Genomic DNA, 25,180 nt, shown 5'->3' on the forward strand with positions numbered 1-25,180 from the left:
GACGAAATCCGCGGGATGACAGCCTCCACCGGCGCCGTTATGGTGGGGCGTCCCGAGGCGACCGCTGATCCCCATGCACCGATCCCTGGCTCTTCATCTCTACCGCCACTGGCGGGGCTATATGCTGCTCTGCTGCGGCCTGCTGCTGGCCCTGTGGCCGGCACGCCAGTCGCCACGCCCCGACTCGCCACTGACGACGATTCGCGAACGGGCCTTCCTCAGCGTCCTGACCCGCAACACCCCCACCACCTATTACCAGGGCAGTCACGGCCCCGCCGGCTTCGAGTACGAGCTGGCCCGGCGTTTCGCCGATCACCTGGGGGTGAGCCTGGATATGGATGCCGACCATAGCCTCCAGGAGGTGCTGTCCGGCGTGCGCGCGGGCCAGGCCGACCTGGGTGCCGCCGCCCTGCCCCTGGCCCCGGAGCAGGAGGGGATCATCTTCAGCCGCCCCATCCTCACCCTGCAGCCACTGGTGGTCTACCGCCGCGGCCTGCCCCCGGTGCGTGATATCGACGACCTGCAGCGCCTCTCGATCGCCACCCTGCGCGGCTCGGGCACCGGCCTGGTACTGCGTGAGCTGCAGGCCGAGCGGCCCGAGTTGAGCTGGCTGGAGACCGGCGACCTGGAGGTCGCCGACCTGCTGCAGCGGGTGGAATCCGGCAGCCTCGATGCCGCCGTGGTCTACGCCCACCAGTTTCGCCTCAACCGCCTCTTCTTCCCCGGCGTCGAGAGTGGCTTCCCCCTCGGCGAGCCGCTCTCCATGGCCTGGGCCTTCCCCGCCCGGGGGGGCTTGCCCCTGCAACAGGCGGCCAATGCCTTCCTGGCGACCCAGCAGACCAACGGCGAGCTGGACGCCCTGGTGGAACGCTACTTCGGTCACGATGACTACCTGGAATACGTGGGGGCGCGGCGCTTTATCCACCAGGTGCGGGAGGTGCTGCCCGGCTATGCGCCGCTGTTCCGCGAGGCGGCCCGGGAGACCGGCTTCGACTGGAAGCTGTTGGCGGCGCTGGGCTATCAGGAGTCCCACTGGGACCCGGGGGCCACCTCGCCCACCGGGGTGCGTGGCCTGATGATGCTGACCCTGCCCACCGCCGAGGAAATGGGCGTCGCGGATCGCCTCGACCCAGGTCAGAGCGTCGACGGCGGCGCCCGCTACCTGCGCGGCATCAAGGAGCGCCTCCCCGAGAGCATCGAGGAGCCCGATCGCCTGTGGATGGCCCTGGCGGCCTACAACGTGGGCCTGGGGCATCTCTACGATGCCCGGCGCATCGCCGAGCAGCGCGGCGGCGATCCGGACCGCTGGGCCGATGTACGCGAGGCGCTGCCGCTGCTGCAGAAGCGCGAGTGGTATAGCCAGGCCCGCTACGGCTATGCCCGGGGCGGCGAGCCGGTGATCTATGTGCGCAATATCCGCCGCTACTACGAGATCCTCGACTATGTGGATCGCAGCCAGCGGCAGTTCTTCCAGCTCAATGCCCGGCGCCCGGACGGCGTCGACGACGATCTACTCTTCGATACGGTACCGCCGGTACTCTAACCGCGCCGCTCGGCGAAAAACGCCTGGAGCAGGCGCCTGGCCTGGCCGGCCAGGCGCCCCCCCTCCACCTCCACCCGATGGTTATGCCAGGGCTGGGCGAAGAGGTTGGCCCTGGACTCCACCATGCCGGTCTTGGGCTCGGCGGCCCCGTAGACCACCCGCGCCAGGCGCGCATGGATAATCGCCCCGGTGCACATCAGGCAGGGCTCCAGGGTCACATAGAGGGTGCAGCCATCGAGGCGATAATTCTCGAGGCGGGCCGCCGCCGCCCGCAGCGCCTGGATCTCGGCATGGGCACTGGGGTCGTGGCAGCCGCAGGGGGCATTGAAGCCGGCGCCGATGATCTCGCCCTCGGCATCCACCACCACGGCGCCCACCGGCACCTCGCCGGCGGCCAGGGCCTGGCGGGCCTGATCCAGGGCTCGGTGCATATAAAAGTCGTCGCTGCGCATGGCGAGGCTCTCGGGTATCCTTAGCAACATAAAACAGTCGTATGACGAACCACCCTACCGCAGAGGATAGCGCCATGACCAAGGCACTGGACGATCTGGTCGCCCTGCTCGGCCTGGAGATGATCGAGGAAAACCTCTTCCGGGGCCAGAGTCAGGACCTCGGCTTCCCGCAGCTGTTCGGCGGCCAGGTGCTCGGCCAGGCCCTCTCCGCCGCCACCCGGACGGTGCCCGGCGAGCGCCTGGCGCACTCCCTGCACGGTTACTTCCTGCGCCCCGGTGATGCCAAGCGACCGGTGGTCTATCAGGTGGATGCGGTACGCGACGGCGGCAGCTTCACCACCCGCCGGGTCACCGCCATCCAGAAGGGCCAGCCAATTTTCTTCTGCAGCGCCTCCTTCCATGGCGAGGAACCGGGCCACCATCACCAGTTCGCCATGCCCGAGGTGGACGATCCGGACACCCTGCTGGCCCGGGGCGCCAGGCCCCTCGACTTCGAGGGCCACCCCATCGAGTTCCTCCACCTGCCGGACTCCGAGGCGGACGCCTCGCGCCCGGCCCGCAAGCGGGTCTGGTTCCGCCTGGCCGGCGAGCTCCCGGACGACACCGCCCTGCACCGCTACCTGCTGGCCTACAGCAGCGACTTCAATCTGCTGACCACCAGCCTGGTGCCCCACGGCGTCCAGTTCGGCGACCCCCGGCTGCAGATCGCCAGCCTCGATCACGCCCTTTGGTTCCACCACGATCTCAGGGTCAACGACTGGCTACTCTACGACATGGACAGCCCCTGGGCCGGCGGTGCCCGCGGCTTCGCCCGGGGCAACCTGTTTGACCGCCAGGGGCGACTGGTGGCCTCCAGTGCCCAGGAAGGCTTGACGCGGATTCGCCAGCCCAGAGACCAGTAACCCTTGTCGGCACGCCGCCTGGCCAAGGGCCCGGCGGCTGGCTATGCTCTCGATTCGACGGCCCGCCGCAATAGCTCAGTTGGTAGAGCAACTGATTCGTAATCAGTAGGTCGGCGGTTCGACTCCGCCTTGCGGCACCAGAGTTTTCATTTTTTTCAGTTAGTTAGTCACCTCCCAAAGGTCGCCAATCGGCGGCCTTTGTCGTTGGTGTCTACAAAGTGTCAACGGCGGTGTGTATCTCGTACTGTCTTTGGCATTGCCTGGTGGAACCGTTGGCACAGGGAACCGACACCGGCATGGCGTCGCCCTCGGGCATATGACCCACTTCCCAAACGTCCAAGATTCGTTCACCAGGGAGTCGCCAAGGGCACCTCCTCGCGGCTACGCTGTCAGAGAAAGCGTCGTCATCGCTTGTACAGGGAGCGCTGACCGCCACTGCCCTTCGGGCGCCACCCAGGGCCCCAACTCAGGAAGGAGACGCTCATGGCACCCCTAGAGTATTTCGCGATTGGACTAGCCGCGGCCGGCATTCTCGCCATGGTCGCTCACGCCCATAGTCACCAACGGCGCCCGGCACGCCAGACGGTGCGTATCCCGCCGCCGCGCCCCCAGCCACGCCGTCCGCGGCATTAACCCCCCACCTCGGCCAGCCGCCGTTCCAGGAAGCGCCGCTCGGGGGCCTGCTTGACCAGCGCCAGGGCCTGGCGATAGTGATCGGCGGCGTCGGCATGGCGCCCCAGGCGCCGCAGAAGATCGGCCCGGGCCGCCGGCAGCAGGTGGTAACCGGGCAGATGAATGTCATCGAGCAGCGCCAGCCCGCGCTCGGGCCCCTCGGCCATGGCCACCGCCACGGCGCGGTTGAGCGCCACCACCGGACTCGGCTGCAGGCGGTAGAGCAACTCATAGAGGGCGACGATGCGGCGCCAGTCGGTATCGGCCGCCGAGGCGGCCTGGGCATGCAGGGCGGCGATATTCGCCTGTAGGGCATAGGGTCCCGGGGCCTGGCGCAGCGCCAGGGTCGCCTGGGCCAGCCCCTCCTCGATCGCCTCGCGATCCCAGCGCGAGCGGTCCTGATCCTCCAGCAGCACGAGATCGCCCCGGGTATCGGTGCGAGTCTCGCGACGCGCATCGTGCAGCAGCATCAGTCCCAGCAGGCCTCGCGCCTCGCCCTGGGCGGGCAGTAGCCCGACCAGCATTCGTCCCAGGCGGATCGCCTCGCGGCACAGGGGCCCACGCACCAGCCGCTCGCCGCCACTGGCGGCATAACCCTCGTTGAAGATCAGGTAGATCACCGCCAGCACCGCCTCCAGCCGCTCGTCCAGGGCCGAGGCCTCGGGTACCTCGAAGGGAATGCCGGCATCGCGGATCTTGGCCTTGGCGCGCACCAGCCGCTGGGCCAGGGTCGGCACCGGCAGCATAAAGGCCCGGGCAATCTCCTCGGTGGTCAGGCCACCCAGGGTACGCAGGGTCAGGGCCACCTGGGCGGCCCGATTCAGGGCCGGGTGACAGCAGGTGAAGATCAACCGCAGGCTGTCCAGGGGCTCGGGATCCTCGGGACTCGGCGCCGCCTGCTGCAGGCTGAGGTGCAGCGCCAGTTGGTCCTGCTTGCGTTCCCCCAAGCGACGATGACGCAGCTGGTCGACCGCCTTGTGGCGAGCGGTGGCGGAGAGCCAGGCCACCGGGTTGGCCGGCACACCTTCCTCGGGCCATTGCTGCATGGCCGCCTCGAAGGCCGCCTGCAGGGCATCCTCGGCCAGGGCGAAGTCGCCGAAGCGGCGAATCAGCGCCGCCAGCAGGCGCCCATAGTCGCGTCGATAGAGGGCCGCCAGGTCCATGGACGTGCCGCTCACAGGCGATAGGCCGGGTCCACCGGCCGCACTTCCACCACGCCCCCGACCCGCAGGGTGGGCAGCCGCCGCGCCTGGTTCAGGGCCTCGTCCAGGTCGCCACACTCCAGCACATGGAAGCCGCCCAACTGCTCGCGGCTCTCGGCGAAGGGGCCATCATGCAGCACCAGCCGGCCATCGGCCTCGCGCAGGGTGGTGGCGGTGGCCGCCGACTGCAGCCGGGCCCCGCCGCGATAGTGATGGTCGGTCACCCACGCCTGGAGTAGCCCATGATAGTCCGCCATCACCGCTTCCCGTTCCGCCTCCGGCAGGGCCTGCCATAGCGCCTCGTCGACACAGCACATCAGCATATATTGCATGATCGTCTCTCCCGCCCACTCAGCAAGGGTAGTCGGCCCCAACGGGCCCTGCCCTGTATCGGGCGGGGCAACGCGGTTTCGACAGCCGATGACTCAGGGCCGCCAGGCCAGCGGATGCTCGGGGCGCAGTATCCCCTGCTCGTCCCAGTCGTCCCAGCCGGCAAAGGGAATTGGTGACAGCGTCTCGAGCCGCTCGAGGCGTTCCCGCCAGGCGACCTTCTCGGCCTCCAGGCGCTCGCGGAATATCGCCTCCTGCTCGTAGTGCAGGCCGCCGCCCTGGACGCCATAGACCACGAAGGGCGGCAATACCGCCAGGCCCAGGTAGGCCAGCGAGCGGTGAATGGGCCAGAGCAGGCTGGCCATCTCGCCACCGCGACCCTGGCGGGTGAAGGCCGGCGCCGGCGAGCCGGTGGTCACCGAGCAGAAGGCCCGCTTGCCGCCAAGCCGGCCGCGATCGTAGCGCCGGCTGCCGGAATAGAGGCCGCCATAGACCATGACCCGGTCGAACCATCCCTTGAGCATGGCCGGCTGGGCATGCCACCACAAAGGGAACTGCAGGATGATCAGCTCGGCACGCTCCAGGCGTGCGATCTCCCGGGCCACCTCGGTGGGCAACTCCCCGGCCTCATGGGCCCGGCGCTGCTCGGTCAGCGCGGAGAAGGTCGTGGGGTCGGCGCGCCGCGGGAAGTGCCCGGGCCCTTCCAGCGGATCGAAGCCCTCGGCATAGAGGTCGGAGACCTCCACCGCATGCCCCTGCCCCTCCAGGTGAGCCACCGCCGTCGCCTTGAGGGCGCCATTGAAGGAGTGGGGTTCGGGGTGACAGAAAACGATAAGTACCCGCATGATCTAGCTCCCGATAGCGGCGGCACGCCTGTCGTGCCGGTCCTCCAGAGGCTAGGCTGTTCATCACTGATCTAACATTCCCTATCGATAACAACGAACTTTGCATGAATGAACAGCTAATGCCCTGGGACGACCTCCGCGTGGTCCTGGCCATCGCCACGGCGGGCTCCCTGGCCGGCGCCGCCCGCCGCCTCGATGCCAGCCATGCCACCCTGTTTCGCCGCCTCAACGCCATCGAGGCGCGCCTGGGCGTGCGCCTCTTCGAGCGCTCCCGGCGCGGCTACGCCCCCACGGCGGCCGGTACCGAGCTCGCCGAGGTGGCCGAACGCATCGCCGGCGAGGTCCAGGAGGTCGAACGGCGCCTGGCGGGGCGCGACCTGCAGCTCTCCGGCACCCTGCGGGTGACCACCACCGATACCCTGCTGATGGGCCTGCTGTCGCCGATCTTCGCCGACTTCCGGCGCGCCCATCCGCATATCCAGCTGGAGGTCGCCGTCTCCAACCAGCGCTTCGATCTCGCCCGACGCGATGCCGACGTGGCGCTCCGCCCCTCCGCCTCGCCACCCCAGCACCTGGTGGGCCGCCGGGTCGCCCTGATCGAGCAGGCGATCTATGGCCGGCCCGGCGACGACCCCGCCGAGGCCGCCTGGATCGGACCGGATCGCCACCTGGAGTACGATGCCCTGGCGACCTGGCTGGCCGATGCCGGCCTGGCGGAACGCTGCCACTACCGCATCGACACCCTGCTGGGCATGCTGGCGGCGGCCCGCGACGGCCTCGGCTGCGCGGTGCTGCCCTGCTACCTGGCCGATGCCGAACCCACCCTGCGCCGGCTCGGCGAGCCCATCCCGGCGCTGGCCACCGAGCTCTGGCTGCTGACCCACCCCGACCTGCGGCGGGTGGCGCGGATCCGCGCCTTTATGGAGTTCGTCGCCGCGGCCCTGGAACGGCGGGGCCTGGCTCCGCCCCGCCCGACGGCGACCACGCATCGCGGACAAGCCCCGAGGCACGATCTATCCTGAGAACGAGCCCCGTCCGGGGCGGCTGGGAGGCGCTGATGACGGAAGCCGAATTTCGTGCCCTGGCCCTGGGCCTGCCCGGGGTGGTGGAACATGCCGAACAGGATCACCCCGACTACCGGGTCGGCGGCAAGGTGTTCGCCCAATTGGGTTACCCCGAGGCGAGCTGGGCCACCCTGTGGCTACCCGCCGATGCCCAGGAAGACATCGTCGCGGCCTGCCCCGGGGCCTTTCGCCCGAGCCCCGGCGACGCCGCCGGCCACACCCGGGTGCACCTGAGCGAGGCGCCCCATCCCCGGGTCCGCGAGGCCTTGATCGCCGCCTGGCGGGACAAGGCCCCGCGACGCATCCGCGATCACTTCCGCGACTAATCCCTCCCCCGGCCCGAGGCCGATGCTCGGGCCGGCGACCTCACGCCCGGACTCCCAGGGCCTCGACCAGTTTGGCCAGGCTCGCCTCGCAGCGGGCGCCGGGCGCCCGCGCCTCGTCCCCCGGGCGGTACTTGCCGGTGCGCACCAGGCAGGCCCGCAGTCCCGCATCCATGGCCGCGGCCACGTCGCACTCCACGTCGTCACCGACCATCAGCGCCTCCCCGGCCGCCACCCCGGCATCCTCGAGCACGGCACGGAAGAAGTCGCCCGCGGGCTTGCCGAGCACCGTCGCCTCGATACCGGCCGCATACTCCAGGGCCCGCACGAAGGGCCCCGCGTCCAGGTGCAGGGCGCCGGCCCGGCGGAAGTAGCGATTGGTGCCCACCGCCAGCAGCGGCGCGCCCCGCTGCAACAGCTGGAAAGCCGCGTCCAGGTGGGAATAGTCCAGGCGCGTCTCGGCGTCCCCCAGCACCACCGCATTCGGATCCTGACGCTCCAGGTCGGCGAACTCGGGCGCGAGCCGCTCGTGAATCAGCAGATAGGGACGCAGGCGATGACGACGCAGGTAATCGCGGATCGCCCCCGGCGCGGTAAAGACCTGCGCCGGGGTCAGCCTGAAGCCCAGGGCCAGCAGCTCATCGCAGACCGTTTTCGAGGTCTTGCGCGAGGTGTTGGTGACGAAACGCAGCGCCATTCCACTCGCCTGCAGGCGCGCCACCGCCGCCACGGCGCCGGGCAGGGCCTCGCCATCCTCGGTCAGCACGCCACCGATATCGAGAAACACCGCCTTGAGCATCGTCGCCCCTCCCCCGTGGCTCTTGCACTCCCCAAGCCTAGGAGGCTTCCGCCACCGCGTCGCCCCCCGGGGTCTTCGCCCGCGGCCGGTAGAACATCACGCCATTACCCACCAGGATCGTCACCAGCCCGATCAGGGCGAGCGGCGTCCAGCGGTAGTCCTCGACCAGGGTGGAGATGCCTAGGGCCACCAGCGGGAACAGCAGGGTGGCATAGGCCGCCGGGCCGGGGCCGATCCGCCCCACCAGGGCGAAATAGGTGCCGAAGCCGATCACCGAACCGAACACCGCCAGATAGACCAGGGCACCCAGGTAGGTCGGCGAGGTGTCCAGCGTGAAAGGCGTGCCGCTGGCCAGCACCAGCGCCAGCATCAGCAGGGCGCCGTAGGCCATGGCATAGGCGTTGGTGGAGAGCAGGTCCAGGCCGTGGCGCTGGTGGCGCAGGCTGAGCATATTGCCCAGGGAGAAGCCGTAGGTGCCCAGCAGCGCGCAGCCCAGGCCCAGCAGCACCCCCGACCCCAGCGCCTCGCGGCGAATTTCCGGCCAGAACAGGCAGAGCATGCCGGCCAGGCCCAGGGCGGCCGCCACCAGCAGCCGCGGCGTGATCGCCTGGCGGAAGAAGAGCACGCCATTGGCGGCATTGAACAGCACCGCCATGGAGAACACCACGGCGATCAGGCCGCTGGTGATATAAGCGGCGGCGGTGTAGAAGAAATAGAAATTGAGACAGAAGACGCACAGGCCCTGCACGGCGCAGAGCAGGTGATCGCGCGCGCCGAGCCGACGCAGGCGCCCGCGGAGCGCCAGCCACAGCAACAGCAGGCCGGCGGCCAGGGCGAAGCGGTAGAAGACCGACAGCATCACCGGCACCTCCCCCACCTGGAAGGCGATGGCGATCCAGGTGGTACCCCAGATCAGCACGGTGACGGCATACAGGATCAGGTTCATGGTGGCGCTCCTTGGGTGACTTCAGGCTTGGAGTCGCCGAGTGTGGCCGAGCCGGATCCTCCGGGCATTCAGCTTCTTGCGCCGGGTAGCCATTTCTTGCGCTTTTTCTCTGCCGCGGCGCCCAACCGCTTGGCCCGGCGCGGGCGGCTGGCTACTATCGAGATGCCAGGAGGAGAGGGCCATGCCGTATCACGTATTCGAGAACCTGAGTCAGCACCGGGCCAGCCTGATGCGAGCCGCCCGGCTCGACGGCGGCATCGGCCTGGCCCAGTGGCGCAACGATGACGACCGGCTCGCCCTGGAGCAGCCCGGCCACCATACCCTCAGCCTCTATGTCGCCGATGGCTACGAGTCCTACCGCCGGACGCCCGGCGGCTGGCGCAACGGCGGCGCCCCCGACCGCTTCTGCCTGATGCCGGCCCGGCACGATTCCCTCTGGGATATCCGCGGCCCCCTGGAATTCGCCCACCTCTACTTCACCGATGACCACCTCAAGGGGCTGGCCGAACGGGTCTGGGACCGGGAGGCCTCCGGCCTGCTGCTGGACGAGCGGACCTTCGCCGAGGACCCGCGGATCGCCAGCCTCTATCGCCACTGGCTGCTCGCCCTCGACTGGCGGGAGCCGGCCGACCGCCTGGCCTTGGACAGCGCCATCACCCTGCTGCTGGTGCACCTGCTCGACGCCTACGGCCAGCGCCACCGGCCGCCGCCCCGCCCGCGGGGCGGCCTGGCTCCCTACCGCCTGGGCCAGATACGCGACTATATCGAGGCCCACCTCGACCGACCGCTGCCCCTCGCCGAGCTGGCCGCCCGAGTCCAGCTCAGCGAGTATCACTTCGCGCGCATGTTCAAGCGCAGCCAGGGCCTCACGCCCCACCAGTACGTGCTGCAGCGGCGCCTGGCACGGGCCGAGGCGCTGCTGCGCGATACCGCCCTGCCGCTGGCCGAGATCGCCCTGGCCTGCGGCTTCAGCTCCTCGAGCCACCTGGCCAGCCGCTTTCGCCAGGCCAGGGGCCTGGCCCCCTCGCAGCTGAGGCAATCGACCAGCCAGGCGCCGTGAAATGGACTTTCTCATCAATCTGGATGTGGATGACCTGGAGCACGCCATCGCCTTCTACCACGAGGCCTTCGGCTTCACCCTCGGCCGCCGCTTCGGCACCGATGGCGCGGAACTGCTCGGCGGTCCGGCACCGCTCTACCTGTTGGCCAAGGCCGCCGGTACCCCGGCCTTCGCGGGCGACGGCCGGCACCGCGACTACCGGCGCCACTGGACGCCCGTGCATCTGGACCTGGTGGTCGAGGAGATCGAGCCGGCGGTGGAACGCGCCCTTGCCGCCGGCGCGGTGCTCGAAGCGCCTATCGCCACCCAGGCCTGGGGGCGGCTGGCGCTGATGGCCGACCCCTTCGGCCATGGCTTCTGCCTGGTGCAGTTCCTCGGCGAGGGCTATGACGCCATCGCCACTTCATGACGACGCTCCGGTCAGCTCGTCCTGGCGTGCCCGCACCGCCTCGGCCGCATAGCTCATAAAGGCGCGGATGCGTGCGCTGTGGCGCAGGTCGGGATGGGTCAGCAGCCACAGGTCGGTGGCCACCTCCGGGCCGATCTCCCACACGCACTCCAGGCTGGGTTCCTGGTGCGCCATGTAGTGCGGCAGCACCGCCAGCCCGGCCCCGGCCCGGGCCGCACCCATGGCCGCGACGACGCTATTGGTACGCAGGGCGACCGCCGCCGCCGGTACCTGCTCGTCCAGCCAGCGGCTGCTGGCGATATGGCGAATCATCTCGTTGCCGCCGATAAAGCGGTGCTCTCCCGGGCACGCCGGGTCCACAAGCACCGGTCGCTGGCGCAGGTAGTCTCGGGCGCCATAGAGCCCCCAGCGGATGCTCCCCAGCTTGCGCCCGACCAGGGTCTCCGGTGGCGCCTGGGTCGGGCGAATGGCGATATCCGCCTCGCGGCGGGCCAGGTCGAGGAAGGCGCTGACCACCAGCAGTTCCAGCTCGATGCCCGGATAGGCCACCACGAAACCCTGGATCACGGGCGCGAGAAAGCCATTGGCCAGGGTATCGGTGGTGGTCAGGCGCACCCGGCCCGAAAGCCGCACGTCCTGGCCGCTCAACTCCCGCTCGATCGCCTGGGCCTCCTCCTCCATGCGCTCGGCACGCCCCCGCAGGGCCTCCCCCGCCGCCGTCGGCACATAGCCTTCCGGCAGGCGCTCGAACAGCCGCGCCTCCAGCCCCTCCTCCATGGCGTTGAGCCGACGGAACACCGTCGAGTGATTGACGCCGAGCGTACGCGCCGCCCCGGCCAGGGTGCCGGAACGGGCGATGGCGAGGAACAGGCGGAGATCGTCCCAGACGAGACTCATCACTTGCACCTATGCAATGACACTTTGCAGATATTGGCGATGTCATTGCTCATCCGCAATACCTACGCTGTCATCACGTTGCCCGATGCGACGTCTCCCCCCACCGGGAGTGGCATCAACCGAGACACGGAGCACGACCATGAAAACGATCGATCGCGAGACCCTGGCCGCTCGTCTGGCCGGGTCCGACCAACCGACGCTGGTGGAAGCCTTGCCCGAGAAGTATTTCCGGGACTGGCATCTGCCCAATGCGGTCAACATCAACCATGATCAGGTCAGGCAGCGCGCCGCCGAGCTGCTGCCGGACAAGCACGCCGAGGTCGTGGTGTACTGCGCCAGCGCCACCTGCCGGAACTCGGACCTGGCCGCCCGGCAGCTCACTGCCCTCGGCTACACCGACGTCGCCGTCTACAAGGGCGGCAAGGCCGAGTGGGAAGCCGCCGGCCTGCCCGTGGCAGAGGCGGTCGACGCCGACTGAGGTCCGGTCGGACACGGGCCAGTTGGCCCGTCATACGGCATCAGCCCCCGCTAACGGGGGCTGATGCCGTAGCAAACGCCTCTTTCAGCCATGCCGCTACCCGGTCGAGGGTGGCATTGCCCCGGGTCTCTCGGCTCCTGAGCAGGTGATAACGCAGCCCCGGCAGGCTCGGGCCGAAGGGCACCGCCAGCACGCCGCGCGCGAGCTCGTCCTGCACCAGGGTCAGCCCCAGCAGGGCCACACCCTGGCCGGCGATGGCGGCCTGGATGGCATGACTCTCGTCGGAGAAGGCGAGCCGCGGCCCCAGCCTCGATGGGACGCCTCCCGCCGCCTGGCACCAGGAGGCCCAGGTGGGCAGGCCGAGGCTCGGGCAGTACCAGTCGAAATCGATATGCCGCACGTTCTGGAGATCCTCGATGCCGGCCAGCGCCAGGCTCGGGTTGGCGACCAACGCGATACGGTCGGCCGCCAGCTCCAGCGCCTCGTATTCCGGATAGGGGCCCATGCCGTAGCGAATCGCCAGGCAGGCGCCCCGCGACAGGTCGAGCGTCGCCTCGCTGGCATGGATGCGCAGGTCGATATCGGGATGCGTCGCATGGAAATCGGCCAGCCGCGGCAGCAGCCATTGGCTGGCGAAGGCCGGGGTGCAGGAGAGGGTCACACTGGCCGGAGCCGTACGCTCGCGCAAGCGTTCCAGGGTCTCGGCGAAGGCATCGAAACCCTCACGCAGCACCGGGTAGAGGGTCGTCGCCGCCTCGGTGGGCACCACCCGGCGAGTGCGGCGCTCGAACAGCGCCACGCCCAGCCAGCCTTCCAGCTCGCGGACCTGGTGGCTGATCGACGCGGGCGTCACCGCCAGCTCGTCGGCGGCCTGCTTGAAGCTGCGATGGCGCGCCGCCGCCTCGAAGGCACGCAACTGCGAGAGGGGTAGCCGGTGTCGTTGCATCAAACCACCATAAACAAATTTATCTTGTGTATTCGCCAAGAATAGATCGTTTGTCGGCCCTACATAATAAGGCCAATCTGCCACTCGTGGAGCTAATCACATGAATGCAACTTGACCATAAAAGCACAGGAGATGCCCATGACCACCATCCTGCACCTCGACGCCAGTGCCCGCCCCGGCCGCTCCGGCGCCCGGCCCCACGGCTCCCATTCGCGGCGCCTGAGCGCCCACTTCATCGCCCAGTGGCGGCGGGCCCGCCCCGGCGACCGCATCGTCTATCGCGACGTCGGCCAGCAGCCGCCGCGTCCGGTCACCGGCGACTGGATCCACGCCGCTTTCACCAAGCCGGAGGCCCGCGAGCCCTGGATGCACGAGGTCCTCGCCGAGAGCGATGCCCTGGTCGACGAGCTGCTGGAAGCGGAGCTGATCGTGGCCGGCGTGCCGATGTACAACTTCGGCGTGCCGGCCGGCTTCAAGGCCTGGATCGACAACATCGTGCGGGTCGGGCGCACCTTCGGCTTCGACCGCTCGCGCCCGGGTCAGCCCTACTGGCCGATGCTGACGGAGATGCACAAGCGCCTGGTGGTGCTCGGCGCCCGGGGCGACCACGGCTACGAGCCGGGCCAGCGCCTGGCGCAGGCCAACCATGTCGAGCCGCACCTGCGCACCGTGTTCGGCTACCTGGGTATCGAGGAGTTGCACGGCATCGCCGCGGAGTACGACGAGTTCGCCGACGCGCGCCTGCAGGCGTCCCTGGCCCAGGCCGAGCAACGCATCGAGGCGCTGGTGGACAGCCTGGCGGCGGAGCTGGATCCCCCACGCGACGTCGTGGCAGCGACCGGCGACTAGCTTCGGTCGGCCCGTGACGATCGCTCTTGCCCGGGCCGACCATGCCGCGCCTCTTGCCCCATGGCGCAAGATGGCTATAATTCGCCGCCCGCGCCAATGGCCATTGGGCCATTGCCAAGCGGGGCGACGGATCGCTCCTCTCTATGTCAGGGACGAACAACGCATGGCGGTACGACTGCATCTCTTCGGTGCCTCGGGGTCCGGAACGACGACCCTGGGCGCGGCGCTGGCCAGGCATCTGGATATCCCCTTTCTGGATACCGACGCCTACTATTGGCAGCCCACCGACCCTCCGTTCACCATCAAACGCGCGCCTGCCGAGCGAGTCACCCTGATCGAGCGCGAGATCGCGGACCACGATTCCTGGGTACTGGCCGGCTCCTTATGCAGCTGGGGCGATCCCTTGCTCCCCCATTTCACCCTGGCGATCTTTCTCTCGCTTCCCCATGAGCTGCGCATGCGGCGGCTGCTCGACCGCGAGCGGGCGCGCTACGGGGACCACATCGGACCGGGCGGTGATATGCATGACGCCCATCGGGAGTTCATGGAGTGGGCCAGGCGCTACGACACCGGCAAGGCACCACTACGCAGCCGCGACCTTCACGAACGCTGGCTACGCCGACTCGTGTGCCCGGTCATGCGGCTCGACTCGCAGCAACCGGTAGAGGCCCTCTGTGAGGCGGTGCTGGCCCGCCTGTCCCAACCAGGGTGACGGCCGTGACGATCAGGGCGAGCAAGGCAAGCGCCACGGCATCGGCGCCGATCCAGAGGCCTGGCCCCTCATGGTTGTGGAGGGCTCCACCTAGTCACGGCCGAACTGTTCGGCCAGGTAATCCAGCACCCGCTCGCGTACCTCCGGGGCCATCTGCCACATGCCCTGCTGCTCGACCATCCAGTCGAGCACCTCGTCCCAGGTCTCCCGCGAGAGGCGCTGCTGGCGGATGATCGCCGAGGAGTGGCAGGCCAGGCAGTTCTGGTAGGTTTCCAGCCGGCCGTCGCCCTCGGGCAGGCCGCCGAAATCGTCACTGGCCTGCAGCGGCAGGCCGCAGGCCAGCCCGAGCAATACCACACACAGCCCGCGTGCCATGTTCACCTCCGACTCAGACGGCGCGGACCGCGATGCGGTGCTGCGAGTTGTTGAGGTAGCCGCGAGGGTTCCACCCGGGGACCACCGCCGGCTGCATCACGCCCTGGTCGTCGGTGGCCCGCGCCCAGACCTCGAAGTAGCCCGGCGAGGGTAGCTCGATCTCGGCCAGCCAGTGCTGCCAGGCATAGGGGTTGACCGGCTCGTCCAGCGACGCCTCCTGCCAGGTCGCACCGAAATCGATGGAGACATGCATGGCGGCCACCCGGCGATCGCCCGCCCAGGCGTGTCCTCGTACCCTCAGGTGCTCGTCCCGGGACACCTCCACGGGGTTCTGCGGATGGGTGATCACCGACTTCACCGGCATCGACGCCATGACCACCATGTCCTCGTCGGGCACCTCGGCACCGGGCTCCACCGGGTAGCGGGGCACGCGATAGGAGAGGCCGGTCATGCCCTGACCGTCATGCTCCCGCTCGCGCAGCCAGATCCGTGTCACCCACTTCTGGGAGCAGGAGCCGGCCCAGCCGGGAATCAAGACCCGCAGCGGCCCGCCATGGGCCAGCGGCAACGGCTCCCCGTTCATCCCCCAGACCAGCATGTTCTGTTCTTCCAACGCCTTGTCGATCGGTACCCCACGGCTGAGCGCATCGCGCCCCGGATCGCCGGAGAGGTGTGGATCGGCACCGTAATGCGCGGTATAGACGGCTGAGGCCCCGACACCGGCGGCTTCCAGCACGTCCTTGAGCCGGCACCCGGTCCACTCGCCGTTACCGACGGCCCCGATGACCCACTGGTTGCCCCGTGGCGAGGGGTTGAAACCGGCCCGACCATTGCCACCACACTCCAGTTGCGCCTGACGGGTGATCGTCTCGAAGCGGGTCTTGAGCTCGCCCAGGCTAAGCTCCAGGGGGCCTTCGACCTCACCGTCGATCGTCAGCATCCAGCCGTCGGGATCCTCGCTCACCTCGGGCAGGCCCCCGTTGTTACGCACGAAGAAGTGGCGTATGGGGGTGACCTCGTCATCGAGCAGATGCACCGGCGTCTCGAGATTGATCGGCCGGTCATTGCGGATGATGATGCCCTCCTTGCCGAGGATCTCGAAATCGCCCACCTCCTCGGCCAAGGCCGCCGGAATCAGTCCACCGGGCATATGCCGGGCGAAGGGAATCGAGGCGGCCCCCACCGCCGCGGTCATGGCGGCCAACCCCGCGCCCTTGAGGAAACCGCGCCGGTTGGTGTCGGTAATACGCCCGAACACCAGCCAGTCGGCGCGCTCGGGGTCCCGATCATAGAGCTCGCGCAGGCCCCGCTCATTCTTGTCTGACATCTCAGCCTCCCGACCCGGTCGTTGCCATATCGGTGGATAAGACATCCCTGTGTGCTCGTCGGCTGGGCTAATCCTGCCTTGCCATATCGCCATCTCAGATTAGCCCAGTTCCCGCCGTTCCACTGGCCCCCTAACCCGCCAGCATCACCGGAGCAGCCCCGATGACCGGCGATGCGGGCCAGGGCCCACCCGGCGAGCCACTCTGACTGCCCACCCCGAGGCACCCGGTGTCGAATCCTCCTCGCACGGCAGCGACTTCAACGACGACTACCAAGGCCACGACGAGTAAGAAACGACGACATGGCACCCGCCCTGTCGAAATCCTCCCGCCCCGTTCGATATCAGGATGTCACCCACCTCATCTCATTCACCCGAGGAGGAGCTCTCCATGTTGCTCAATGCCTACCTGATCTTCGACGGCGACTGCCGCGCCGCCTTCGAGTGCTACCAGCGCTGCCTCGGCGGCGAGATCGTCGCCATGCACACCTACGGCGAGGCCCCGGCGGAGGAGGCGATGCCTGCCGCGGTTCGCGACAAGATCATGCACGCCCGCCTGGTGGTGGACGGCCAGGTGCTGATGGGGTCGGACACCACTCCTGAGTGCCCGGTCCCCTACGAGGGCATCAAGGGGGTCTCCCTCACCCTCGGCGTCGAGACTCCCGAGGAGGCCGAGCGCCTCTTCGACGCCCTGGCCGACGACGGCACGGTGCGGATGCCCCTGGAGGAGACCTTCTGGGCCAAGTCCTTCGGCATGCTGGTCGACCGCTTCGGCGTGGCCTGGATGATCAACTGCGAGAAAGAGGAGGCGCCGTCATGAACGACGTGCCCCATCCGCCCATCGTCGCGCGCGGGGCCTGGCTCGCCGCCCGCCAGCGACTGCTCGAGCAGGAGAAGGCGCTCACCCATCTGGGCGATGCGGTCAATGCCAACCGTCGCCGGCTGCCGATGGTGAAACTCGACAAGGCCTACGTCTTCGATGGCCCGGACGGCAAGACGAGCCTGCTCGACCTCTTCGCGGGGCGGCGCCAGCTCATCGTGTACCACTTCATGTTCGACCCGGCGTGGGAACAGGGCTGCTCCGGCTGCACGGGGTTCGTCGATGCCCTGGGGGATCTCTCGTTGCTGCAGGAGCGCGATACCCGCTTCGCGCTGGTGTCCCGGGCGCCATTCACCAGGCTCCAGGCCTACCGGGCCGAGCGCGGCTGGCACTGGCCCTGGGTCTCGTCGTTCGAGAGCGACTTCAACTACGACTTCCATGTCACCCTGGACGCCTCGGTCGCCCCACCCGAGTACAACTACCGCCGCCAGGCGGAACTCGAGGCACGCAGCGGCGAGCCCCACTTCCAGAGCGGCGAGTGCCACGGGCTGAGCGTCTTCTTCCGCCTCGGCGAGGCCGTCTTCCACACCTACTCCACCTATGCCCGCGGCTGCGAGAGCCTCACCGACGCCTATGCACTGCTCGATACCACGCCCTATGGCCGCCAGGAGGACTTCGAGGAGTCTCCACCGGGCTGGCCGCAGCGTCCCACCTATGGCTGAGTGCGAGAGAGCGGGGCCCTAGGCCCCGCTCATGCTTGTGATCCCCCCGCCACCAACATACGATACATATACGAAACGTATATTGGTGATATTATGGGAATCGTGAAGATCAGTGATGCCCTGCATGATGAGATCCGCAAGGCCAGCGCCCCCATGCAGCGCTCCATCAATGCCCAGGCCGAGTACTGGATCAAGATCGGCATGCTCGCCGAGACCCACCCCGAGATGACCTTCCACGAGCTGATGCAGGAGCAGATGCGCCTGGCCGAGGTGAACACGCGGCAGGTCATCCATGGATGAGGTCGTGATCAAGGGGCCCGAGGAGCTCGCCCGGATGCGCCAGTCGGGGCGCTTGCTCGCCGCGGTCTTCGCCTACCTCGACACCCGCATCGAGGCCGGCATGTCGACCATGCAGATCAACGACCTGGCGGAAGCCTTTATCACCCGCACCCTGGAGGCACGCCCCGCCAGCCAGGGGCAATACGGCTTCCCTTTCGTCCTCAACACCTCCCTCAATCATGTCGTCTGCCATGGCGTGCCATCGACGCAGCAGCGCCTCAAGCCCGGTGATATCGTCAATGTCGATATCACCCTCGAGAAGCAGGGCTATATCGCCGACTCCAGCAAGATGTACCTGATCGGCAATGTCCCTCCGGCCGCCAGGCGCCTGGTGGACAAGACCTACGAGGCGATGTGGCGAGGCATCCAGGCGGTGAGGCCCGGGGCGACCCTCGGCGATGTGGGGCATGCGATTCAGCGGCACGCCGACGCCAACGGCTATTCGGTGGTCCGCGACTACTGCGGACACGGCATCGGCCAGGAGATGCACGAGGCGCCCGAGGTGCTGCATTACGGCCGCCCCGGGCAGGGCCTGGTCCTGCAAGAGGGCATGACCTTCACCATCGAGCCGATGATCAATCAGGGCAAGGCCAAGGTGAAAACGAAGCGCGACGGCTGGACCGTGGTGACCAGCGACAAGCGGCTTTCCGCCCAGTGGGAGCACACCATCGCGGTGACGGCGGAGGGCTATGAGGTCCTGACCCTGCGCGACGACGAATGCCTCCCTCGCCTTCCCTAGTCTTTCCGGCTCCCGGGAAACGAGGCCTCGTGGCGCCCCACATGGCGGCGATAGTCGCCCGGCGTAAGGCCGGTTACCGCGGTGAAGTCGTGGACGAAGTGCGCCTGGTCGCAATAGCCCGCGGCATAGGCCGCCTCGGTGAGCGCGCCGGGCCCCTCCGCCCGCTTGATCAGCGCCCGCCCCTGGGCGACGCGCACCACCCGGGCGTACTGCTTGGGGGATAGCCCCAGTTGCCGCCGGAACAGCCGCTGCAGACGGCGCGGGCCGACCGCCAGCGCCTCCGCCAACTCGGCGACACTCCCCTGACCCTGGCGCCGCCGCTGCCACTCGAGCGCCGCCCCCAGCAGCGGCGACGGCGCCTCGCTATGCCGCAGCCAGGCGAGGAGGTCACGCTCCAGCAGGGCCACCCGCGCCGCGAAACCCTCGGCCGCCTGCAGCCGCTCATGCAGCGCATCAAGCGCACGGTGGCGCAGCGCCTGGGCCGGCAGCAGCCCGGCCTCGGCCAGGCGCTCCGGGGGCTCGCCCAGCAGGGCGCCACCCCAGCCCGGCAGGAAGCGCACGCCCAGCAGCTCCAGGTCGGCCGTGACCCCCAGCCGAGCGGTACGCAGCGAGGGGCCATCGACCCAGGCCGGGCCGGGATGCCGTCGAGCATCCCGTCGCAGCGGCGTGCCGAAGTTGAAGACCACCCCCAGGCCGCCATCCGGATGCAACAGCTCCACGCCCTCCCCCGGCCCGGCGGCGCTTCCCTTCGCCCACCAGAGGCTCTGCACGACATGGCGCAGGGGCCCCCGCGGCCTTAGCTGGTGCAGGGTCAGGCCGGAGGCCGGAGGCCGGGCGTCGCAAAACTACAATGCCGGGCGTCGATGCCGGACTAGGGTAGTGGCTGTCACTCACCATCGGAGCCCCCATCATGAGAATGGACTACGTCGCCGCCAACCCGGAGGCCCTCCAGACCCTGATCGATGTCGAAACCCACCTGGCCCGGGCGGCCCGGCGCCGCGACGAGCTCGGCGGCGGCCTGCTGGAGCTGGTCAAGATCCGCGTCTCCCAGATCAACGGCTGCGCCTACTGCATCGACAGGCATACCCAGGATGCCCGGCGCGCCGGCGAAAGCGAGCAGCGCCTCTATGCCCTGAGCGCCTGGCGCGAGACGCCCTTCTTCAGCCCCCGCGAGCGGGCCGCCCTGGCCTGGGCCGAGGCGCATACGCTGATCGCCGGGCGCGGCATCGACGACGCCCTGTTCGAGGCCACCCGCGCCCACTTCCCGGAGCCGGCGCTGGTCGACCTGACCCTGGCGATCTGTGCCTTCAACGCCTGGAATCGCCTGGCGATCGGCTTCGCGATGATTCCCGGCAGCTACCGGCCCGACTGAACCTGCGGCCTCAACTGCCGAGTCGCTGGCCATCGGGCGACGCCACCGCGAGCGACTCGGCACGCCGCCGCAGTGCGCGTAGCGTCTCCAGGCTCGGCGTCAGCGGCCCACGATACTCGATACGCGCCAGGTAGGCCTCGAGATCGAGTGGCGACGCCTCCCACCGGGTCGATTCATGGGATGGATCGGCGACAGTTGAGGTCGGCATGGCAAGCACTCCTGTGTCTGGCGGCCCCGGGCCGTGGTGAACATGATCGTCGCGAGAGCGACCACACCCCGCAGGCTACTACCTCAAGTCAGCTTCAGGTAAAGCAAAGACCACGCTATCGAGTCCATAGCGGTGACCAAGGCCCGGGGGCCATGAGAGGGAGTCAGGCCTCGTACATGGAAGCCGCCGAGGCAGCGGCCCAGGGGGCCAGGAGATTCCATTGTCAGAAATTTCACAATATCATGAAGTGGTGATTTTCCTGGGCGGCAATCGGTTACCCTAGACGGTTCCAGCGCCGTGGCGCCAGGCTCACTCCCCCGGTGATGCCCCAGGAAAAGGCAACGCCATCCCCGGTTTCCGAAGCGAGGCTTGCCGGGACCATGATGTCGGGTCCATTCAATACATTGATGTAACACCACAAGGCACAAGGAAGCGTCTAGACGATGAGTACTTCTCAGTTCGACACCATGGTTCAGGATTCTCAGAAGAAGGTGAAGGAATCCCAGCAGAAGATCACCGAGGTCACCTCTCGTATCGAGGCGGCCCGCAGCAGGATCGAAGCCGGGAACGCCACCGGCATCGATATCGAGAATGCGACCCTGGAGGATGTTCATGCTCATAACGAGACCATGAACGCCAACATCGCCGAGCTGATCATGGGGCTGGATGATACGACGGTCGCTTTCTCGAAAGACTTCGATGAGATGCGTACCAAGACAGGAATGGAAAAGCTGATTGGCATCTTCAGCAAGGGCAAGTCCGAATCCATGCGCCAGGAGCGGATTCGTACGGCGAGCATCGATGACAAGCTGCAGGACCTGATCTCCAAGTCCGACATCATCGTCAAGCTGCTGGATGAGCAGTTGCAGGTGCTCGAGGAGCAGTACGACAAGGTGCAGAAGAACCTGAACAGCACCCTCGATGATCGTGAGGCCGTCGTCGAGGAGCTGGAAGCCGTACGCGCCGAAATCGAAGCACTCGACCCCACCATCATCGATCTCGAGAACCAGATTTCGGTCGAGCAGGATGCCGGTACACGCACCCGCCTGGAGACCGACCTTGCCGAGACCAACGCACGCTACAACACCCTGGTACAGGACGAGCAGGTCAATATTGCTCGCTCCCAGACCCTCGAGCGCTACATCGAGAAGGGCAAGACGTGGCTCGATAGCCTCCAGAACCAGGCCGCGACACAGAAGGTACTGATCAACAAGCTGCAGACAGACACCCAGCAGCGCGTGGTGCTCTACGATGCCCTGACCAAGTCGCTCAAGACCGCACAGCAACAGGACATTGCTCACCGCATCAATGAGATCGGCTCCCAGACCGACCAGGAAGCCCAGACGGCCATGGCGGCCATCGGTACTGCCACCAATCAGCGCATGGCGGACATGCTCGAGGCCCATGAAGGGCAGATGGTCTTCGCCCGAGACGTGCTGGAGAAGAAGGCGCGTGCCGACGAGCGCTTTGCCCGCCGTTTCTCCACCATCGTCGAGAAGCACGACAAGAACCTGTACGGCAACTGATCAGGAGTGAGCGCCACTTCCGGCAAGCCCCCCTATGAATGCCCCTGCCGTCGGCAAGGGCATTCATAGGCCGTTGGGTCGCGCCTGCCGGACTCGTGGATGAGCCACCTGTTCTCTGCTGTCCCAGGGAGGGATAACGATGACCGCGCCTGGTCACGATCATATCGAGCTGACCGACACCCACGCCTCGCGTCGCTACTTTCGGAGGTTCGGCCTGATCCTCCAGCACCTGGTACGCGTGGCCGGTACCATGCACGCCAACGACCAGCTCAGCCGCAAGGATGTGCAGGTTCTGACCGATTATCTGACGCGCCTGGACTACACCTTCAATGCCCTGAGCACCAAGTACCTGATGGTCGGCTGTGGCCCTTCGCGAAGCCTTGGCAGCCTCACCGTCGACAAGCGTGACAGCGGATTCCCGGTGGCCACCGAGCTGATGAGAATGGCCAACGATGCCCAGCAGGCATCGCGCCACCTGGCCGACATGCCGGACGCCGACGAACTCAAGGCGCAGATGATCCGCACCATCATCGCCGACCATGAGTCGCCGACACGCCTGCAGTTCGCCATGTCGCAACGCCTCTACTATGAGGAGCTCACCAGGGGATACCTGTTCTGGGCACAGAATGACCCGCAGTGGGAAGCCATGGGAAACGAAGGGAACCGGCGCCGATTCCTGATTCACTGGGCGGTCTACGACAGCCAGGTCAACCTGCCGGTGATCTACCTGATGGAAGTCGAGGACAGCGGGAAGGTGGCGCTGCCGAAGGATGGGTTTCGCTGGCCGGGTGTCCAGGCCCACCTGATGTCACAGTCCATGGCTGGCCTGACCCTGCTGACCATCGCCCGCGGATTCGATGCCGATTTCGATGACCTGCATCCCAAGCGTCTGCGCCGCTACCACATTGGCCCCATGTATGCCTCGACCTATACCGAACAGTCGGGGCCATTACGCCAGATACTCGAGCAGGCCTGCTCGAGCGAAGAGGACGACTGGGCACTCGCCTGGACTCAGGAAGAGCTGGACAGCGACGGCACCCGTGAAGAGCGCAGCGGCTGGTTCGGCAAGGCCCAACGCGAGATCTACGCCCTGGATCCCTTCAGTGACGGCACGGCCCATACCGGGGCCACCCGTACCCAGCGCGCCATCATCCTTCCGCAGCGCCCCTTCCAGGTGCTGGCCGAACTGTCACCGCCCGGCTTTGGCGACGTGCACAAGTTCGTGGTCAGCCCGTCAGGGCAGGTACTGCGCTACTGAACGGCTCCGATAACTCGGCCCTAATATCAGCCCGACTATCGGCCCTAATATCGGCCCTATGGGCCACGCGATAGAACGAACCATAGACAGCCGCGGCAGGAACGCCCGGTATCGAGGATACGATGAGCTTGACCAGCGACCAGATGGAACTGCGCGAAGACGACATCCGCAAACACTATGCCGCCGCCGAAGGAATGCTCGAGGGATTCGATCACAGTCCCCGCATCGCCCGCCCGCGCCACCAGGAGCAGGCCGCGCCTGCCGAGCGCTCGCCAGGCATCCCCCGCACCCGGCGGCTGCGCTCAACCACACCGGGCCTCGCCACACGCACCACCGCCCGTCCCGATGGCGTGCACCTGATCGAACGCATCACCGCCTGCGACGACCAGGACCCCCTGACCTCACCGCTGCAGGCGACCGCCCAGCGCGGCCTGCGCCGCGCCATCGCGATTGCCCTGGCGGTTGGTGAGGCCTGGTCCGCTCAGCATGGCCTGGCCGAGATGAAGCGCACCAATCTCGCCGGTTCGCTGGCGTCGTCACGCCGCACGGAGTTTTCCGAACTGCTGGCCGCCGAAGCACTGATCGTGGTCCATGTGCTGGCCAATGCCAGCGCCTGGCTACTGGCCGAGCACGGCGACGAGGCCCAGGTGGAGGTCGGCGAGCCGGAAGAGCTGCTGACCGACAACGCCCAGTTGGCGATGCATGGCGTGTTGTGGGAGCTGGACCAGATGATCGCCCTGCATGCCAGCGACGATACGCACCTGATCGCCACCCTGTCGGCCTGGTCCGAGCAACTGCTGGACAAGGTCGCCCTGCGGGCACAGAACGCTCCGCGCCTGGGCTCATTCACCTCCAGCGTATGGCGGGTCGAGGCCGACGACCTGACCCTGCGCGGCTTCGAGGCGGCCCGTCGCGGCGCCACCGGCAACCTGAGCATGGTGTTCAAGCAGCCCGAGGAGGTGATCGGCAACCACATCGCCAAGCACCAGGCCCAGCGTCTCGCCCGAATGGTAATGGCCTACGATTTCGAACGCCGCCTGAATCCCTTCGCCGAGATGGGCGGCTTCATCTTTACCTTCATGGGTGACGGCAAGCCCGGTACCGGCAAGACCACCTTGATCCAGATGATGGCGGGCCTGATACACGACTACTGTCAGGTCGCGGGCTACCCATTCCGTTACCAGAATTTCGGCGTCGACAATATCGACAGCTACCAGGGTAAATCCGGACAGAATGCCAAGGCCTTTATCCACAACGTCCTGGATCCCTCGGTGATCGGCTTCGGCACCATCGATGACATCGACCAGATCGCCGGCAAGCGCGGTGACCGCCAGTCATCGGCGGGCCAGCAGGAAGTCACCGCCGTACTGATGGAAGCCTTCGCCGGCGCCAATACCGTCGTCCGTGGCAACTGCACCTTCGGCATGTTCTCCAACTATCCGGAGAACGTCGATGACGCCCTGCGCCAACGCGCGGGCGCACGTTTCCTGGTGGATGGCCCCCAGTCGCGGGAAGACTACGTCGACATCCTCAACCTGCTGCTCGGCAGTAATCACGATATCCCGCTGGGCGAGCACCAGCTATACGCGGCCCAGAGCATCAAGCAGGCCGTCGCACGCTCCTTCGAGTCCCATAACGTCCCCCAGGAGCCACGCCTGATAGACGTCTTCGAGCGCGCCCAGAACAAGCTCGGGGAGATCAACGACATCGCCAGGCTGGGGGCCTATCTGAAGGAAATCCAGCAGGCCGATGAGCGCTTCACTGGCCGTGCGATCAAGAACATCACCGATGCCGTGAAGGTTCGCGCCATGGACTTCGACCTGCCCGACGAATGGATGGAGAATCCGGAGCTGTTCCTGTTCAAGGACTACGATACCAAGCGTGCGATGATCGATGAGCTGCGCACACCGATCACCACGGAAATGGTCATGCAGGAAATCAACCGTTACGCCGACAGCGAATTCCGCTATGCCGACAAGTCCGATGAGGCCGCCATCGATGCCATGGTCAGGGACCTGGGGCGCCAGCAGGAGGCACATCGTCGCTTCCAGGTAACGAGGAAGTGATG

General features: G+C 67.5%; 29 protein-coding genes and 1 tRNA gene. 18 read left to right on the forward strand and 12 right to left on the reverse strand.

Translation table 11 applies throughout. From position 1 onward, the window contains the following. Positions 1-73 precede the first annotated feature (73 nt). Positions 74-1,543, forward strand: a complete 1,470-nt coding sequence (gene mltF / locus ACQ1W9_RS16155) for a membrane-bound lytic murein transglycosylase MltF (protein WP_431024266.1) — start codon at positions 74-76, stop codon at positions 1,541-1,543. On the opposite strand, the gene tadA is transcribed toward mltF, so the two are convergent. After that, the gene (gene tadA / locus ACQ1W9_RS16160; RefSeq protein ID WP_431026460.1) at positions 1,540-1,995 is read right to left on the reverse strand and encodes a tRNA adenosine(34) deaminase TadA; all 456 of its coding nucleotides are present in this window, start codon (positions 1,993-1,995) and stop codon (positions 1,540-1,542) included. The two genes, mltF and tadA, sit on opposite strands and share 4 nt — an antisense overlap. Positions 1,996-2,069: 74 nt before the next feature. On the opposite strand from tadA, the gene ACQ1W9_RS16165 reads away from it, so the two are divergent. Both ACQ1W9_RS16165 and ACQ1W9_RS16170 read left to right on the forward strand, forming a co-directional pair. Next, positions 2,070-2,897, forward strand: a complete 828-nt coding sequence (locus ACQ1W9_RS16165; RefSeq protein WP_431024267.1) for an acyl-CoA thioesterase — start codon at positions 2,070-2,072, stop codon at positions 2,895-2,897. Between the two features lie 64 nt (positions 2,898-2,961). After that, a tRNA-Thr gene (locus ACQ1W9_RS16170) sits at positions 2,962-3,037 on the forward strand. 489 nt (positions 3,038-3,526) lie between these two features. On the opposite strand, the gene ACQ1W9_RS16175 is transcribed toward ACQ1W9_RS16170, so the two are convergent. From ACQ1W9_RS16175 to ACQ1W9_RS16185, 3 genes are all read right to left on the reverse strand, one after another. Next, on the reverse strand, positions 3,527-4,732 hold the full coding sequence (locus ACQ1W9_RS16175) for an RNA polymerase sigma factor (protein ID WP_431024268.1): 1,206 nt from the start codon (positions 4,730-4,732) through the stop codon (positions 3,527-3,529). Positions 4,733-4,743: 11 nt separating this feature from the next. After that, on the reverse strand, positions 4,744-5,103 hold the full coding sequence (locus tag ACQ1W9_RS16180; RefSeq protein WP_431024269.1) for a YciI family protein: 360 nt from the start codon (positions 5,101-5,103) through the stop codon (positions 4,744-4,746). Between the two features lie 93 nt (positions 5,104-5,196). Then, the gene (locus ACQ1W9_RS16185) at positions 5,197-5,946 is read right to left on the reverse strand and encodes an NAD(P)H-dependent oxidoreductase (RefSeq protein ID WP_431024270.1); all 750 of its coding nucleotides are present in this window, start codon (positions 5,944-5,946) and stop codon (positions 5,197-5,199) included. Between the two features lie 104 nt (positions 5,947-6,050). Between ACQ1W9_RS16185 and ACQ1W9_RS16190 the strand changes: the two genes are divergently transcribed. Both ACQ1W9_RS16190 and ACQ1W9_RS16195 read left to right on the forward strand, forming a co-directional pair. Beyond that, positions 6,051-6,968 (forward strand): LysR family transcriptional regulator, encoded by a 918-nt coding sequence (locus ACQ1W9_RS16190; protein WP_431024271.1) that lies wholly within the window; start codon positions 6,051-6,053, stop codon positions 6,966-6,968. A gap of 35 nt (positions 6,969-7,003) precedes the next feature. Further along, a complete protein-coding gene (locus ACQ1W9_RS16195; RefSeq protein ID WP_431024272.1) occupies positions 7,004-7,336 on the forward strand; it encodes an MmcQ/YjbR family DNA-binding protein in 333 nt (110 codons plus the stop codon). A 40-nt stretch (positions 7,337-7,376) separates the two neighbouring features. On the opposite strand, the gene ACQ1W9_RS16200 is transcribed toward ACQ1W9_RS16195, so the two are convergent. Continuing rightward, entirely contained in the window at positions 7,377-8,132 is a 756-nt protein-coding gene (locus tag ACQ1W9_RS16200; protein WP_431024273.1) for a TIGR01458 family HAD-type hydrolase, read from the reverse strand. A 37-nt stretch (positions 8,133-8,169) separates the two neighbouring features. Beyond that, positions 8,170-9,078, reverse strand: coding sequence for a DMT family transporter (locus tag ACQ1W9_RS16205; RefSeq protein WP_431024274.1), 909 nt, complete (start codon positions 9,076-9,078; stop codon positions 8,170-8,172). 181 nt (positions 9,079-9,259) lie between these two features. Between ACQ1W9_RS16205 and ACQ1W9_RS16210 the strand changes: the two genes are divergently transcribed. Beyond that, positions 9,260-10,138, forward strand: a complete 879-nt coding sequence (locus ACQ1W9_RS16210) for a helix-turn-helix domain-containing protein (protein ID WP_431024275.1) — start codon at positions 9,260-9,262, stop codon at positions 10,136-10,138. A 1-nt stretch (position 10,139) separates the two neighbouring features. After that, on the forward strand, positions 10,140-10,547 hold the full coding sequence (locus ACQ1W9_RS16215; protein WP_431024276.1) for a VOC family protein: 408 nt from the start codon (positions 10,140-10,142) through the stop codon (positions 10,545-10,547). Here ACQ1W9_RS16215 and ACQ1W9_RS16220 read toward each other — a convergent pair. Then, entirely contained in the window at positions 10,542-11,444 is a 903-nt protein-coding gene (locus tag ACQ1W9_RS16220) for a LysR family transcriptional regulator (protein ID WP_431024277.1), read from the reverse strand. The genes ACQ1W9_RS16215 and ACQ1W9_RS16220 overlap by 6 nt on opposite strands. Before the next feature lie 139 nt (positions 11,445-11,583). Here ACQ1W9_RS16220 and ACQ1W9_RS16225 point away from each other — a divergent pair, with 139 nt between their 5' ends. After that, positions 11,584-11,922, forward strand: coding sequence for a rhodanese-like domain-containing protein (locus ACQ1W9_RS16225; protein WP_431024278.1), 339 nt, complete (start codon positions 11,584-11,586; stop codon positions 11,920-11,922). A 40-nt stretch (positions 11,923-11,962) separates the two neighbouring features. Here the strand turns inward: ACQ1W9_RS16225 and ACQ1W9_RS16230 are convergent, their stop codons facing one another. Next, positions 11,963-12,868 carry a LysR substrate-binding domain-containing protein gene (locus ACQ1W9_RS16230; RefSeq protein WP_431024279.1) on the reverse strand — a complete coding sequence of 302 codons (906 nt, stop codon included), beginning with the start codon at positions 12,866-12,868 and terminating at the stop codon, positions 11,963-11,965. 138 nt (positions 12,869-13,006) lie between these two features. On the opposite strand from ACQ1W9_RS16230, the gene ACQ1W9_RS16235 reads away from it, so the two are divergent. Together ACQ1W9_RS16235 and ACQ1W9_RS16240 are read left to right on the forward strand one after the other, a co-directional pair. Further along, positions 13,007-13,717: an FMN-dependent NADH-azoreductase gene (locus ACQ1W9_RS16235; RefSeq protein ID WP_431024280.1), complete on the forward strand. Its 711-nt coding sequence runs from the start codon at positions 13,007-13,009 to the stop codon at positions 13,715-13,717. Positions 13,718-13,880: 163 nt separating this feature from the next. Beyond that, the gene (locus tag ACQ1W9_RS16240) at positions 13,881-14,429 is read left to right on the forward strand and encodes an AAA family ATPase (protein WP_431024281.1); all 549 of its coding nucleotides are present in this window, start codon (positions 13,881-13,883) and stop codon (positions 14,427-14,429) included. Between the two features lie 90 nt (positions 14,430-14,519). On the opposite strand, the gene ACQ1W9_RS16245 is transcribed toward ACQ1W9_RS16240, so the two are convergent. Further along, on the reverse strand, positions 14,520-14,804 hold the full coding sequence (locus ACQ1W9_RS16245) for a hypothetical protein (RefSeq protein ID WP_346062615.1): 285 nt from the start codon (positions 14,802-14,804) through the stop codon (positions 14,520-14,522). 13 nt (positions 14,805-14,817) lie between these two features. Then, positions 14,818-16,131 carry a sulfite oxidase gene (locus ACQ1W9_RS16250; RefSeq protein ID WP_431024282.1) on the reverse strand — a complete coding sequence of 438 codons (1,314 nt, stop codon included), beginning with the start codon at positions 16,129-16,131 and terminating at the stop codon, positions 14,818-14,820. 388 nt (positions 16,132-16,519) lie between these two features. Here ACQ1W9_RS16250 and ACQ1W9_RS16255 point away from each other — a divergent pair, with 388 nt between their 5' ends. The 4 genes from ACQ1W9_RS16255 (at position 16,520) to map (ending at position 18,748) form a co-directional block, all read left to right on the forward strand. Further along, positions 16,520-16,948 (forward strand): VOC family protein, encoded by a 429-nt coding sequence (locus tag ACQ1W9_RS16255; protein WP_431024283.1) that lies wholly within the window; start codon positions 16,520-16,522, stop codon positions 16,946-16,948. After that, complete coding sequence (locus ACQ1W9_RS16260; RefSeq protein ID WP_431024284.1) at positions 16,945-17,670, forward strand: DUF899 domain-containing protein; 726 nt, start codon at positions 16,945-16,947, stop codon at positions 17,668-17,670. Before ACQ1W9_RS16255 ends, ACQ1W9_RS16260 begins: the two co-directional genes overlap by 4 nt. Positions 17,671-17,763: 93 nt before the next feature. Next, positions 17,764-17,970, forward strand: coding sequence for a ParD-like family protein (locus tag ACQ1W9_RS16265; protein ID WP_431024285.1), 207 nt, complete (start codon positions 17,764-17,766; stop codon positions 17,968-17,970). Then, complete coding sequence (map, locus tag ACQ1W9_RS16270) at positions 17,963-18,748, forward strand: type I methionyl aminopeptidase (RefSeq protein WP_431024286.1); 786 nt, start codon at positions 17,963-17,965, stop codon at positions 18,746-18,748. The genes ACQ1W9_RS16265 and map overlap by 8 nt, the downstream gene beginning before the upstream one ends. Here the strand turns inward: map and ACQ1W9_RS16275 are convergent. Next, a complete protein-coding gene (locus tag ACQ1W9_RS16275; RefSeq protein ID WP_431026461.1) occupies positions 18,745-19,563 on the reverse strand; it encodes a helix-turn-helix domain-containing protein in 819 nt (272 codons plus the stop codon). The two genes, map and ACQ1W9_RS16275, sit on opposite strands and share 4 nt — an antisense overlap. 95 nt (positions 19,564-19,658) lie before the next feature. Here ACQ1W9_RS16275 and ACQ1W9_RS16280 point away from each other — a divergent pair, with 95 nt between their 5' ends. Further along, entirely contained in the window at positions 19,659-20,120 is a 462-nt protein-coding gene (locus ACQ1W9_RS16280; RefSeq protein ID WP_431024287.1) for a carboxymuconolactone decarboxylase family protein, read from the forward strand. A gap of 10 nt (positions 20,121-20,130) precedes the next feature. Here the strand turns inward: ACQ1W9_RS16280 and ACQ1W9_RS16285 are convergent, their stop codons facing one another. Then, positions 20,131-20,328: a hypothetical protein gene (locus ACQ1W9_RS16285; protein ID WP_431024288.1), complete on the reverse strand. Its 198-nt coding sequence runs from the start codon at positions 20,326-20,328 to the stop codon at positions 20,131-20,133. A gap of 443 nt (positions 20,329-20,771) precedes the next feature. Between ACQ1W9_RS16285 and ACQ1W9_RS16290 the strand changes: the two genes are divergently transcribed. From ACQ1W9_RS16290 to ACQ1W9_RS16300, 3 genes are all read left to right on the forward strand, one after another. Then, positions 20,772-21,854 carry a hypothetical protein gene (locus ACQ1W9_RS16290; RefSeq protein ID WP_431024289.1) on the forward strand — a complete coding sequence of 361 codons (1,083 nt, stop codon included), beginning with the start codon at positions 20,772-20,774 and terminating at the stop codon, positions 21,852-21,854. A 139-nt stretch (positions 21,855-21,993) separates the two neighbouring features. Further along, on the forward strand, positions 21,994-23,112 hold the full coding sequence (locus ACQ1W9_RS16295) for a hypothetical protein (protein ID WP_431024290.1): 1,119 nt from the start codon (positions 21,994-21,996) through the stop codon (positions 23,110-23,112). A gap of 122 nt (positions 23,113-23,234) precedes the next feature. Next, positions 23,235-25,178 carry an ATP-binding protein gene (locus tag ACQ1W9_RS16300; RefSeq protein WP_431024291.1) on the forward strand — a complete coding sequence of 648 codons (1,944 nt, stop codon included), beginning with the start codon at positions 23,235-23,237 and terminating at the stop codon, positions 25,176-25,178. The last annotated feature ends 2 nt before the right edge of the window (positions 25,179-25,180 follow it).

The organism is Halomonas sp. H5 (assembly GCF_050613175.1).
Classification (GTDB): Bacteria; Pseudomonadota; Gammaproteobacteria; order Pseudomonadales; family Halomonadaceae; genus Bisbaumannia; species Bisbaumannia salifodinae.